Annotated in this window: 12 protein-coding genes and 1 rRNA gene; 6 read left to right on the top strand and 7 right to left on the bottom strand. The window is 58.9% G+C overall.

What is annotated here, in order from left to right:
• Positions 1–26: 26 nt before the first annotated feature.
• Positions 27–695, bottom strand: a complete 669-nt coding sequence (locus MHK05_RS04770) for a DUF3027 domain-containing protein (RefSeq protein WP_086588971.1) — start codon at positions 693–695, stop codon at positions 27–29.
• A 38-nt stretch (positions 696–733) separates the two neighbouring features.
• Here MHK05_RS04770 and MHK05_RS04765 point away from each other — a divergent pair, with 38 nt between their 5' ends.
• Together MHK05_RS04765 and MHK05_RS04760 are read left to right on the top strand one after the other, a co-directional pair.
• Entirely contained in the window at positions 734–1,498 is a 765-nt protein-coding gene (locus MHK05_RS04765; protein ID WP_208612481.1) for a glutaminyl-peptide cyclotransferase, read from the top strand.
• Between the two features lie 6 nt (positions 1,499–1,504).
• Positions 1,505–2,083, top strand: a complete 579-nt coding sequence (locus MHK05_RS04760; protein ID WP_239205169.1) for a DUF2771 domain-containing protein — start codon at positions 1,505–1,507, stop codon at positions 2,081–2,083.
• On the opposite strand, the gene MHK05_RS04755 is transcribed toward MHK05_RS04760, so the two are convergent.
• Positions 2,080–2,460, bottom strand: coding sequence for a cold-shock protein (locus MHK05_RS04755; protein WP_239205167.1), 381 nt, complete (start codon positions 2,458–2,460; stop codon positions 2,080–2,082). The genes MHK05_RS04760 and MHK05_RS04755 overlap by 4 nt on opposite strands.
• Before the next feature lie 321 nt (positions 2,461–2,781).
• Here MHK05_RS04755 and MHK05_RS04750 point away from each other — a divergent pair, with 321 nt between their 5' ends.
• On the top strand, positions 2,782–3,411 hold the full coding sequence (locus MHK05_RS04750; protein WP_275436396.1) for a resuscitation-promoting factor Rpf1 domain-containing protein: 630 nt from the start codon (positions 2,782–2,784) through the stop codon (positions 3,409–3,411).
• Positions 3,412–3,510: 99 nt separating this feature from the next.
• Here MHK05_RS04750 and MHK05_RS04745 read toward each other — a convergent pair whose 3' ends face one another.
• Positions 3,511–3,696, bottom strand: coding sequence for a hypothetical protein (locus MHK05_RS04745; RefSeq protein ID WP_023022020.1), 186 nt, complete (start codon positions 3,694–3,696; stop codon positions 3,511–3,513).
• Positions 3,697–3,762: 66 nt separating this feature from the next.
• Here MHK05_RS04745 and MHK05_RS04740 point away from each other — a divergent pair, with 66 nt between their 5' ends.
• From MHK05_RS04740 to MHK05_RS04730, 3 genes are read left to right on the top strand one after another with little or no spacing between them, the layout of a single operon-like run.
• Positions 3,763–5,778: a helicase-associated domain-containing protein gene (locus tag MHK05_RS04740; protein WP_239205165.1), complete on the top strand. Its 2,016-nt coding sequence runs from the start codon at positions 3,763–3,765 to the stop codon at positions 5,776–5,778.
• The gene (locus tag MHK05_RS04735; protein WP_239205163.1) at positions 5,775–7,400 is read left to right on the top strand and encodes a DNA repair helicase XPB; all 1,626 of its coding nucleotides are present in this window, start codon (positions 5,775–5,777) and stop codon (positions 7,398–7,400) included. Before MHK05_RS04740 ends, MHK05_RS04735 begins: the two co-directional genes overlap by 4 nt.
• Positions 7,397–8,020, top strand: coding sequence for a DUF3239 domain-containing protein (locus MHK05_RS04730; RefSeq protein ID WP_023022023.1), 624 nt, complete (start codon positions 7,397–7,399; stop codon positions 8,018–8,020). Before MHK05_RS04735 ends, MHK05_RS04730 begins: the two co-directional genes overlap by 4 nt.
• On the opposite strand, the gene MHK05_RS04725 is transcribed toward MHK05_RS04730, so the two are convergent.
• From MHK05_RS04725 to rrf, 4 genes are all read right to left on the bottom strand, one after another.
• A complete protein-coding gene (locus tag MHK05_RS04725) occupies positions 8,017–8,700 on the bottom strand; it encodes a hypothetical protein (RefSeq protein WP_239205161.1) in 684 nt (227 codons plus the stop codon). The genes MHK05_RS04730 and MHK05_RS04725 overlap by 4 nt on opposite strands.
• A 128-nt stretch (positions 8,701–8,828) precedes the next feature.
• A complete protein-coding gene (locus MHK05_RS04720) occupies positions 8,829–10,088 on the bottom strand; it encodes an HNH endonuclease signature motif containing protein (RefSeq protein WP_239205159.1) in 1,260 nt (419 codons plus the stop codon).
• A 179-nt stretch (positions 10,089–10,267) separates the two neighbouring features.
• Positions 10,268–11,485 (bottom strand): hypothetical protein, encoded by a 1,218-nt coding sequence (locus MHK05_RS04715; RefSeq protein ID WP_239205157.1) that lies wholly within the window; start codon positions 11,483–11,485, stop codon positions 10,268–10,270.
• A gap of 92 nt (positions 11,486–11,577) precedes the next feature.
• A 5S ribosomal RNA gene (gene rrf, locus MHK05_RS04710) occupies positions 11,578–11,687 on the bottom strand; the annotation flags it as partial.

Here is an 11,687-nt window from a genome sequence, read left to right as displayed (position 1 = left end):
GAGTCTTACGCCATAAGTGTGCTGCCTTAATCCTCGAAATCAAAATCCTGGAAGATGGGTTTTTCATCATCGAAGGCAACTTCGGGGTTCTTTTCTTCCCGCACCCGTGTCTGGGAATGCGCGCCACAACCATAACGCGAGTGCACTACCCGTCCGTCCGCGGAATACTCATTGGCACAGACGCCGTAGTTTTCCATCAGCTCTACATAAAACGCACAGGTGCGGCATTGCAGGCGCGCCTTGGCCGCCATATCCGTATTCGGGCCACGCTCGGTGCGCCAGCGCTTCTTGGCGTCGTCCAAGCCGGACTTGGAAAGTTTGTCGCCGTCCAGGCGGGAATCATCTACGGCCGGTGGCATCAAATCACCCGGCCCAAGGTCGCCCGGCCGCACGCGATCCTCATAGGGCACCCATTCCGGCGGCTGCAGAGCCTCCCCGCCCGGCACCAGCGCCACTTCATTGACGGTGACGTAGCGCGATCCCTCCGCACATGCGAGCACCGCCTGCCATTCCCAGCCGGGGTAGCCAGGCATCTCTGCTTCAAATCGGTGGGTAGCAACGTTTCGGCCCATCCCAGCGACGCCGATATGCTTGCCGACGCCCCCTTCCCCCACCTCATCCAGCGCCTCGCGCGCAATGCGCACGGCGCGGGAATCGATCAACGGATTTGCTTTTCGCTTACTCACGCCCCTCATTATTCATTATGGGGCGTACACGGTGGTACATATGGTGCATGTCGTTTCTTTCCCGCGCCGCCTGCATTCTCCTGCCCTGCACCCTCGTTGCCTGTTCCTCTACCCCTGCAGAACCCGAAGTTGAGCACCTCTCCGTCGAGGTCTTAGGCACCGCTTCCCTGCCGGCCAATTCCTTTACTCAAGGCCTCGAAACCGATCCGGACGGCAACCTGCTCCTTGGCACCGGCCAATGGGGCGAATCTCGCCTGGAACGCTTCTCCCCCGAAACCGGCGAAACTTTAGCCGAAACGCGCCTGGAAAACCGCTACTTTGGCGAAGGCATCACTCAGGCCGGAGATTCCATCTGGCAGCTAACCTGGAAGTCCGGCCAGGCCCTGAAATACGACCAGGACCTGCGCCAGGTCGATACCGCCTCCTACACCGGTGAAGGGTGGGGGCTGTGTAATAACGGCGAAGATCTTCTCATGTCCGATGGCTCCGCTACCCTGCGGCATATGGATCCGGAAACTTTTGCGGAGCGCTCGACCACCGACGTCAGCCTGGAAGGAAAACCCCTCGAGGACATCAATGAACTGGAGTGCGTGGGCGATTCCGTCTATGCCAATGTGTGGATGGATGACAATATCTACCGCATCGATCCTTCCACCGGCCGAGTAACCGCCGTCATTTCCACCGACGCCATAGATAAATCCCGCTATACCGACCCCGATGACGTTCTCAACGGCATCGCGCACATCAAAGACGATGAGTTCTGGCTTACCGGCAAGCGGTGGAAAGAACTCTTCCATGTTCGAGTAAGGTAAAGGCCCATGGCAACCCGTAAGGAAGCAAGGAAAAAGTCGCTGCTGCAGATCTTGGCCCTCATCGTGGTCGTGGCAGTCATCGTCGCGGCCGTAGTGATCTTCCAGAACTGGTGGAACCAGCGTCCAGGCCCAGATCCGCGCGACATCAAGGTGACCGCCACCGTGGGCGATAATTCCCTCGAGGTCAGCCCCTATATCGCGTGCGAGCCCGGCGCCGATTGCCCGGAGGGCGAGGTCCCGAACCTCACCGTAGGGGAAGACGACACCCTCAAGCTGGAAATCCCCGAAGAGATTTCTGATCATGAATGGAAGATTCTCTCCATCTACGATGACCCCGCCGCCAATGATGAAACCGCGCACGGCGCGAACGAGACTACTGAAGTATCAATCCCCGGATCGGTAGAGCCCATCAAGGCCTCCACCGACAAACGCCCCCGCCTCAAGGTGGTAGAGATTTCCTCCATGATGATCGGCACCGATGACAACGGTGACGAAACCCCCTTGGCCACCGTGTGGTCGCTCACCACGATGACCGATAAAGAACGAGAAGCCTCCGCGGAGGAATCCACGAAGGCTTCTGATTAGCTATCCAAATCCTTCGCAATTGCGCGAAGGATTTCTGCTACCTGGCGGCCGGTCTTGCGCTCCGGGTAGCGGCCGGAATTGAGCACCGGCTGAATCTGTGACTCCAGCAAAGTCATTACATCAGAGACCATGCTGCCGAGTTCCTCGGGCTTGCGGGCCGGCGTGCGGCGACGCGGCCTATCCAATACCTTGACGCGCAGCGCCTGCGGGCCGCGGCGCCCAGCCGCGAAATCGAAATCGATGCGCTGGCCTGGGAACAGTTCCTCTACTCCCTTAGGCAACACGTTGCGGCCGACATAGACGTCTTCATCGCCCGGGTTGCTGACGAAACCGAAACCTTTCTCGGCGTCATACCACTTCACTTTGCCAATAGGCATAGGTACCCACCTCTTCTCTAGGGGAAAATCTTTATTTTAGCTGCCTGGTCAAAACAACAGAAGTCGCGCACGCTAACGCGACACACCTCTGCCATGTGCCACAGATCACATATTGCCATTCACCTGCACAAATGTCCTCGCACGCGCCACATTCGCCCCATTCCTTTCCCATTTAGTGTCCATAACGTGACACTTTCGTTATAAACCGCTACGCTGTCCCCCAGACATTTAAGAGCCGTTAAGAAAGTTGCCCTCGCCCGCCCTTTCTTTTTGGTACATATTCTTTGCACTTAATGCGGGCACACAGAGAGGACTAACTACATGGGACGCCACTCCGCTAAGAACCGTATGGCCGCTAAGTTCACCGCCGGCACCGTCGCCTTCGGCGCCGCTGCTGCCATCATGGCACCAACCGCATCTGCTGCCCCAGATTCCGACTGGGACCGCCTGGCACAGTGCGAGGCCGGCGGCAACTGGCACATCAACACCGGCAACGGCTTCTACGGCGGACTGCAGTTCAACCAGCAGACCTGGCAGGCTAATGGCGGCGGCGAGTTCGCAGCTACCGCTGACCAGGCTTCCCGCGAGCAGCAGATCGTTGTTGCTGAGCGCGTACTTGCTTCCCAGGGCTGGGGCGCATGGCCGGCTTGCTCCGCTTCCCTTGGCCTGAACTCCGCTCCTACCCAGCGCACCGCTCCGTCCGCTGCACCTAAGGCTCCGACCCAGGCACCGGCTCCGGTTAAGCAGGCTGCTGCCCAGAAGTCCGACGAACTGGCCGTTGATGCCCTGTACAACACCATCAAGAACGCCGCTAACTCCTACGGCCTGGCTCTGCCTCCGCAGTTCACCGAGCTGTACAAGGCTAACCGCCACGACTTCAACAACTTCTACTCTGCCAACCGCAACGTCATCGACCCGATTGCGCAGATGATTGAGAACATCACCCGCTAAGACACAGCGAAGAAAGGCCCCTTGCTCATGCAAGGGGCCTTTTCTGCGTGAGGGAACGCTAGATACAAAACTTCCCCCGCACCGAGGCGGGGGAATGCTTTAGCGGTTGATGCGAGTATAAGGGTGAACGTAGTTCAGCTTCTCTGCCGGCATCGGCAAAATCAGATCATCGCCGTAGGGGCTGGATGCACCAGCAAAAGGCGCAGAGATTTCCGTGATTGCGTGCTCGCGATTTTCGTTCTTCGGCCAAGCCGGGGAAACGTGACCCTTCTTCTCATTCGACATAGTCCCTATTATTTCAAACCTTGCGCAAAAACGTAACTCAATCGATAGCTAAACTGGGAAGTCATCATGACTCAGTCTTCCCATCTTCCGCATTTCCGCACGTGGCTTGCCTCCCTTGACGAAGAAGAGCTGGCAACAGTCCTCCGCAACCGACCGGATGTGCTCAATCCACTACCCCCAAGTATCGCCGCTCTTGCCACTCGGCTACTTTTGCGCACCTCTATCGCGCGAGCCCTTATGGACTGTTCTGCGGAGCTGCTCGCGGAAATCGAGGACATCGCGCGCCGTGGTGGAGAGCTCGAGGAGGTAGAAGACCTGCATCCAGAGATCACCCGCCAGCTCAAGGAGCGCGGACTAGCGTACGGCAACGTCCTCATTCCGCCTGAGGTCATGCCTGCCTTACCTACGGGCTGGTCCCTCCTCGAACAAATCCGAGTAAGCTCGGAAGACATCGCCGAACTGCCAGCTGAAGAGCGCAAGGTCCTCGAGACCCTGTCCCGGTCCAATGGCCTCGGCACCACGCGGGACGCAGCCGTTGATGCGGATCCGACGCGGCCTATCCCGCGGCTCATCGCCAAGCAGCTGCTCCACCGCGTTGACTCAACCACCGTCCGCCTGCCACGCGCCGTGCACCTTGCGCTGAACGGCAAAGCCACCGCGCCTATCCCAGTGGAGGGAATCACCGAATCCCCCGCTCCTGATTCCAAGGCCGATGATGCTGGCACTGCAGCCGGGTTATCCGTCGTGCGCGGAATGCAGCGTGTCATTGACTCCCTAGGCGCACGGCCGATAGAACTCCTCAAAGACAAGACCGTCGGCGTTCGCCAGCTCACCGGATTAACCAAGACCCTTAACATTGGCGAGGAGGAGTTGCGGCGCCTCATCGAACTCGGCATGAGTGGCCGCCTGCTAAGCCGCGGCGAGCCGAAAAACATGGAGGGCAATTTCCTCGCCCCGACAGAACTCGCCCAAACCTGGCTCGATGCGAACCTCGCCGAAAAATGGCAGCTCCTGCTCGAGTCATGGACAACCTCCACGTGGACCAGCGAAGGCCGCACACTGGCGCAAACCAATGACCGCCTGCCAAGTTTTAGGGAAAAGGTCCTGCAGGTCTATCTGCGCGGGGCGAAACCCACCTTCGAAGAAGCCCTCCGCTTCCACTTCCCGCTCTTTGCCACGCATACCGCGGACGAGACTATCGCCGATCTCCGCGCGGAAGCCGAGTGGATCGGCGCAATCGCCCTCGAGCGCCCCACCAGCGTGCTGATTGAGGGCCCCGAGGCCGCCGCCCGCCTGACCCCAGATACGGTTGACTATTTCCTAATTCAGGCAGATATGACCGTATTGGTTCCTGGCCCGCTCGATCCAGAAACACACCAACGACTCGAATCCGTCGCGGACCTTGAATCCCCCGGCTTGGCCAGTGTCTACCGCATCTCGGACGCTTCCCTGCGCCGCGGCCTTGATCGCGGAATGACTGGGGAGGAAATCCACGCCTTCTTCGCGGCCCATGGAGAGGTGCCGCAGACGCTGGAGTTCCATATTGGGGACGTCGCCAAGCGCCATGGCACCCTGCGCTCCGGCCCGGCACTGTCCTACCTGCGCAGCGAGGACCCAGCCCTCCTGCAGATTGCGCTCAAGGCCGCGCCTTTGCGACTGCTCGCGCCCACCGTCGCGGTGTCCCAATTGCCGGTACACGACCTGCTGGAGCGGCTGCGCGATCACGGTCTTTCTCCCGCGGCCGAGGACCACAACGGCGCGAGCCTCACGGTTGCGCCGGAACCAGCCACCCTGCCGACCCCCACCGCGCGTCGAGCTACCGCTTCCCCGGACATTGCGAAAGCCATGCGCAATCTGCGCGATGACTCCGCGCCTGCCACTCCCAGCCTCGATATAGTCCACGCCGCCGCACGCACTGCCCGGCCGATCACCATTGGTTATGCGGATAAGAACGGCAACGAAAAGCACCGCACCGTCACCCCGCTGACGGTCGCGGGTGGGCAAATCGACGCCCGCGCGGCCGATGGCTCCACTATCCGATTTCCCTTGCACCGGATCACCTCCGTTACGCTGGAGCCATGAATGGACCATTAATTGTGCAGTCGGATAAGACCGTCCTGCTCGAGGTGGATCACGCCCAAGCCGCCGAGGCCCGCGCCGCGCTCGCTCCCTTTGCGGAGCTGGAGCGCGCCCCCGAGCACGTGCACACCTACCGCATCACCCCGCTCGCGTTGTGGAATGCCCGCGCGGCCGGCCACGATGCCGAGCAGGTCGTCGACGTCCTCGAAAACTACTCGCGCTTTCCGGTCCCCCAAGCCCTGCTTATCGACGTCGCCGAGACCATGTCCCGCTACGGCCGCGTCCGCCTGCACGCCCACCCGGCCCACGGCCTCATTCTCGAGTCCGAAGAGCCACCTATCCTGGAAGAACTCTCCCGTGGCGCAACCGGAAAGCTCCTTGGTGCTCGCATCGACGAGCATTCCATCGCCGTCCCGCCCTCCGAGCGCGGCCGCCTCAAGCAGGCCCTCCTCAAGGCAGGCTGGCCGGCAGAGGATCTCGCCGGCTACGTCGATGGCGAGTCCCACCCCATCGCCCTGAATCATGACGGCTGGCAGCTGCGCGATTATCAGCAGTACGCCACCGAGGCCTTTTGGTCCGGCGGCTCCGGCGTCGTAGTACTTCCCTGCGGTGCTGGCAAAACCATCGTCGGTGCGGCGGCCATGGCCAAAGCAGAATCCACCACGCTCATCTTGGTCACCAATACCGTCGCCGGCCGCCAATGGCGCGATGAACTCCTGCGCCGTACCACCCTGACCGAGAATGAAATCGGCGAATACTCCGGCGAAAAGAAGGAAATCAAGCCGATCACCATTGCCACCTACCAGGTGGTCACGCGCAAAACCAAAGGCGAATACCGCGCCCTCGAGCTCTTCGACTCCCGCGATTGGGGCCTCATCATCTACGACGAGGTCCACCTCCTGCCCGCGCCGGTGTTCCGTATGACTTCGGACCTCCAATCGCGGCGTCGACTAGGGCTCACCGCCACCCTCGTGCGCGAGGACGGCCGCGAGGGCGACGTCTTTTCACTCATCGGACCTAAGCGCTACGACGCCCCATGGAAAGAGCTCGAGATGGCCGGCTATATCGCCACCGCCGAGTGCATCGAGGTCCGCGTAGACATGGACGCCGAGGAGCGCATGCTCTATGCCACCGCCCAACCTCGCGACCGCTACCGCATCGCTGCCCAGGCTGCCGCCAAGCTACGCGCGGTCGACAAAATCCTGGCCCACCACCCGCAGCAGGCGCTTATCATCGGCGGCTACGTCGACCAGCTCAAAGAACTTGGCGCGCATCTCGACGCCCCCGTAATCGATGGCTCCACCTCCACTGCTAAGCGCGAACGCCTCTTCCAGCAATTCCGGGATGGCAGCCTTCCCGTTCTGGTGGTGTCCAAGGTCGCCAATTTCTCCATCGATCTCCCCGAAGCCGCCCTAGCCATCCAGGTCTCCGGCACCTTCGGTTCCCGCCAGGAAGAGGCTCAGCGCCTTGGCCGGCTACTCCGCCCCAAGGAAGAAGAGGCGCTCTTTTATTCGCTGGTCACCCGCGATAGCCTCGATGCTGACTACGCCGTGCACCGCCAGCGTTTCCTCGCCGAGCAGGGATATGCCTACCGGCTTATCGACGCACTAGACTTAGAACAATGAAAATCTTCAAGTTCGACGTAGACGAGTCCTTTGCCAAGGCCAATAATGAGCTCTTGCGTGATTCCAACCGCCTTCGCCTCTCCGGCCTCGTGCTGGGCATCCTGCTCATCATCGGCGGCGCGGCCATCTGGTGGGGATTTTCCTGGGGCATCACTATCGGCCTGGGCATGATTCTATTCGGAATCATGGTGGCCATCGTCGGCTTTGCCGCCGCTCGTAAAGTTGGCACCGCCCAGCAACTCTATGACTCCTATCCCCTTGCTCCGGCCGTCATCGCCGAAGTAAATGAGCGCGATATGGTCTTGCTCGCATTGGTTAATACCAACGTGGATCCCTCCTTGCCTCCCCGCTGGGCTGCGTGCCTGCGCACTGTGACCGCCATCCCCGGCACCCAACGGACCGTAGGCACCAAGGTTCCCGTTGCGGCTGTTTCTGGCCGCGCGGACAACAACCACTGGCAGCAAATCACCCCGATGCCCATCGCTTGGGGCACCCCCGACGCCGAGACCGTCACCATCGCTCGCAAATCCATCCCCCAAGACCAGTGGCAGCGCCTCGAGCGCGCCCGCAAGCGCCTTTCCGACGTGAAGGCTACTAAGTTCGACCTGCTGGTTCTCTAAAGCTCCAAAAGCCTTTCTGGATACAGCACTGCTTCAAGGAATGGCCACGTACTAAGCACCTGCTTTGCGACGTCCTCCTCGCGCTCGGGATACCATTTCCTCGCTAAATCCACCCAGTATTGTCCGCAGGACCGCGCTTGCCAGTCTGAACCAGATTCGGTTCCACGCTTCGCGTACTCCCACGCGGCATCATACTCACCGATTTCTTCCAAGGCTCTAGCTAACCCTTCGAAAAAGACCACGTAGCCGTCCTCAGCCAAGTGTGTACGGACGATTGCTTCGACGTTCTGATCTAAAACCGCAAAACGCTTCTCCATATACTTGCGTCGGAAAGCATCTGCGTTTTCCGCCCAAGCTCGGACACGAGCCAGTCCATCTTCTCCGAGGACCTTTGAATAAGCAACGGGGTCGAGAGCGAAATAATCAACCTCAGTGGTCTCGTGGAAAGCGATAAACCATTCCGCCAGCACGAGCGGATCAGGCTTCGCTCGCTGTGCGCTCTTAGCGTGCAGCTCAATGAGCTCTTCAACCACCTCACTCAGCATGCCAAGTGAGTCATCCGCGTTAGCGATCACACCGACAGCAATCTCCAGCGCCTCTTGCACAATCGAGAATACTTCGGCTGAGTCCTCCGATGAGTCCTCTACGGCAAAATCGAGCACGCAAATTCCATCTTGCATCTTCAGCGCGCGCCTAGCTGCCCGATCCTCATCGAGAAAGGATCGGGTCCGACTCCGAAAAGATGGCAAGACGATTATCAGCCAATGAGCTCATGTGTGCAGCCTCCTCGCTACGCTATTAGTCCACTTTAACGAGACTCTCTGCCCTCCGGCACTCTTCTTTTTGTTCTTTGGTGTTGTAGCACGAGGTATTGCGCCCAGGTGTGGTTCCAGTGTGTTTGGTGTGTGGCTAGGGGCCCGGTGGGGTGGTCTAGTTGGTAGGTGCCGTCTTGGTGAAGCCAGGCGATGGTGCCGGTGATGTGGTCGAGGATGTAGTGGACGCGGCGGTCGGTTTTGATGTTGTGGTGGTGTTGGCAGAGGTTTACTAGGTTGTCTGGGCTGGTCGGCCCGCCTTGGTGGTATTCGATGCGGTGGTCTAGTTGGCATCGTGTGGCGGGGATGGTGCAGCCGGGCCAGCGGCAGGTGGCGTCTCTGCCTTGGGTGTAGGCGCGGATGTCAGCATTTGGGGTGTATCCGTCAATTTCGTCGGCATTAAGCCGGCGGATGAAGGTGTTGTCTGTGGGCGCGTGGCCTATGCTTATCCATCCGGCGCCTGGGATGTAGACGCTGTTTGTTTCTGGGTTGGTGGTAAATGTGTTGATCGCGACGCTGGTGTGGGTGTCTTCCAAGATGAGGTCGATAAGTCCTTGTGCTGCGGTGGTTTTCGCTTTATTGACGTAGGCGTCGATGTGGTGGGCGATGATGGCGGCTGTGGCGCGGTGGCAGGTCAGTGACAGGGTGGTGGTGTGGTCTGGATTGATATGAATTCGAAGGCGGGGTTCGGGGTGTTGTTCTTTGTCTTCCGGGCAAAGGTGGGTGTCGATGAAGGTGCGGATAAACCGGCGTAGGTCGGCGTCGGTGGGTACTGTTTCGTTTGGTGTGGTGGGGGTGAGGAAGTCTGCGAGTGCTGCGTCGATAGCTTCGAGATGGTCGGGGTTGCTATCTAGGCGGTGTAGTTCACGGTCGATGATGCGCAATTTGGTCAGATCGAGTATCCAGTGCTGGCCTTGCACTTCGGTAACGAGGGGTAGTTGTCGCATGCGATAGTGGGCACGGATATACCTGAGGAGTTTGCTATAAGAGATGCCGAGGTCTTTGGCCAGGCTGGTGAGGCTTAAGTCGACGTCGTCGTCTAGTTGGGGGAGGATTGCGCGGTAGAGGAACCAGGAGGTTTTACGCGTATAGGTACCGGCTTTACCGATGTGGTTTCCGGGTGCGTTGGTGGTGTAGAACGCTTCCGGTACATCATCTTCGCCTAGAAGATCAGTATCGGGGTGGCTGGAAATGAGGAGAGTCTCGGGATAGTCGAGGGCAGTATCAGGTTCGGGTGGGGATAGTGTGGCAGTCACGGGGTGTACTCCAACAGGAAGCAGTGGTTCGTACGTGTTTTCTAACCAGTGGTCTTATAGTATCCCGGCTTCCGGACATATGCGCGCGATGGGGGTGTTTTTGTTCGAATAGGGTGACCTAAACCCGCAGGGATCCCCAGAGTCGAGCGCCAATGGGCAACGGGGGTAAAAGGAAAGGTTTAGAGTTCGTCGACGCCGGCAAGCAGGGAGCGAATTTCGGGGCAGTTAGCAAACTTCCGCTTTAGCCGACCCAAGAATTCTTCAAAGGAAGTTGGTTCAGCAACCTTTTGGATTTTCCCGAGCAACTCATACGCTTGGTCGCAACCGTACTTGTTTTCCAACTGCTCCTCGACTTTTCGCATCAGAATGGGAATGGTCTCGTCCGGCAAGTCCGGAAGAAGCTGCTCTGCCAAGCTCCATTCAATTGCGGCGTCCGAGGCTGTTGCCCAAGCACGCTCCGGATCATTTAGGCACACGTACTGAAACATCGCTAGGTCCCATGGTTTATCCCGCAGGCGAGTCTGGATGAGTACTGACGCGGTGTCCCCTACGGCCGCAAAAAGCCCACGCGCAGTCGATAGCATTGGAAAACTATCGAAGGCTATCCGGTGCACGGCGGGGCTGCGGTGGGGAAAGTGGGCGTCGCAAAGCGCGGCCCAAAAAGTAACGATATGGAAAGTATCCTCCGTGGGCAACGCCAGCATGGCCTTCTCTGAGTACCTATAGGCGAGGTCAAACTGACCTATCTCCGAAAGGCCGCGAATCAGCTGCTCGTATCCGTCCGTATGAGTACGATATACGTCCTCGACAGAGCCAGAAAGCACCGCGAGCCGACGCCTCGCATACGCGCCATGCACCCGCTCGCGAAGTTCCTTCACGCCCTCTACGCCTAAAGATTCCTCGTACTGCAACGGGTCAATATCTATTAGTTCCGCATACGGCGACTCAAGAATGCCCAAGAGCCACTGGGCCAAGTACAGCGCGTCAATCTTTGATAGATGAGCTGCATGAGGTAGTTCCTCTGCCAAGCGCTCGGCACTCCAACGCACGGCGTCGTTGAAATCCTCATTATGCGGCAACAGTTGCAGAACTTCGTCAACTGCGCGTTGTGCCACTAGGAAGATATCGTGAACCTCTATTGGCTCAATTCCATAGCCGGCTAGAAGATGAGGTTCAAACATGGCGGTCTGGAGCAGCTCGCCGGCCTTCCACACCTGGTCGGCGTACTGGCTAGAATCGTCGGGGTCAGCCAAGTTTAGTCCGGTGGGCTTTACAAAGTTAATGGTTGCTTCGGCAAGCGTCTGCCTTACTTCTGGCATTCCTTTAAATCCGCGAGGAATTCCTTGAGAGATTCCGTCAGATCCCATATTTGGTGTAGAAATCTGCCTTTGGTCCATGCGTTTGAGACTAGCAAAACGATGAAAGAAGAGGGCGGTGGTATACCGTCCTCTTCTTCTTGTTTGTATTTTGTTGTGTTTTTGTTGTTTGGTGTCGGCGGTGACTTACTCTCCCACAACCTCCCGGTTGCAGTACCATCAGCGTGTGCAGGCTTAGCTTCCGGGTTCGGAATGGGACCGGGCGTTTCCCTGCAGCTATTGA

Source organism: Corynebacterium nasorum, assembly GCF_022347325.1.
GTDB lineage: Bacteria > Actinomycetota > Actinomycetes > Mycobacteriales > Mycobacteriaceae > Corynebacterium > Corynebacterium kefirresidentii.
The sequence above is the reverse complement of the archived record's forward strand: the minus strand, read 5'-3'. Positions and strand labels throughout refer to the sequence as shown.

Coding starts and splice junctions, on each gene's coding strand:
- MHK05_RS04715 (WP_239205157.1), bottom strand. CDS start 11,485: ATGGACCAAAGGCAGATTTCTACACCAAATATGGGATCTGACGGAATC.
- MHK05_RS04740 (WP_239205165.1), top strand. CDS start 3,763: ATGACTCAGTCTTCCCATCTTCCGCATTTCCGCACGTGGCTTGCCTCC.
- MHK05_RS04760 (WP_239205169.1), top strand. CDS start 1,505: ATGGCAACCCGTAAGGAAGCAAGGAAAAAGTCGCTGCTGCAGATCTTG.
- MHK05_RS04735 (WP_239205163.1), top strand. CDS start 5,775: ATGAATGGACCATTAATTGTGCAGTCGGATAAGACCGTCCTGCTCGAG.
- MHK05_RS04770 (WP_086588971.1), bottom strand. CDS start 695: ATGAGGGGCGTGAGTAAGCGAAAAGCAAATCCGTTGATCGATTCCCGC.
- MHK05_RS04725 (WP_239205161.1), bottom strand. CDS start 8,700: ATGCAAGATGGAATTTGCGTGCTCGATTTTGCCGTAGAGGACTCATCG.
- MHK05_RS04755 (WP_239205167.1), bottom strand. CDS start 2,460: ATGCCTATTGGCAAAGTGAAGTGGTATGACGCCGAGAAAGGTTTCGGT.
- MHK05_RS04750 (WP_275436396.1), top strand. CDS start 2,782: ATGGGACGCCACTCCGCTAAGAACCGTATGGCCGCTAAGTTCACCGCC.
- MHK05_RS04745 (WP_023022020.1), bottom strand. CDS start 3,696: ATGTCGAATGAGAAGAAGGGTCACGTTTCCCCGGCTTGGCCGAAGAAC.
- MHK05_RS04730 (WP_023022023.1), top strand. CDS start 7,397: ATGAAAATCTTCAAGTTCGACGTAGACGAGTCCTTTGCCAAGGCCAAT.
- MHK05_RS04765 (WP_208612481.1), top strand. CDS start 734: ATGTCGTTTCTTTCCCGCGCCGCCTGCATTCTCCTGCCCTGCACCCTC.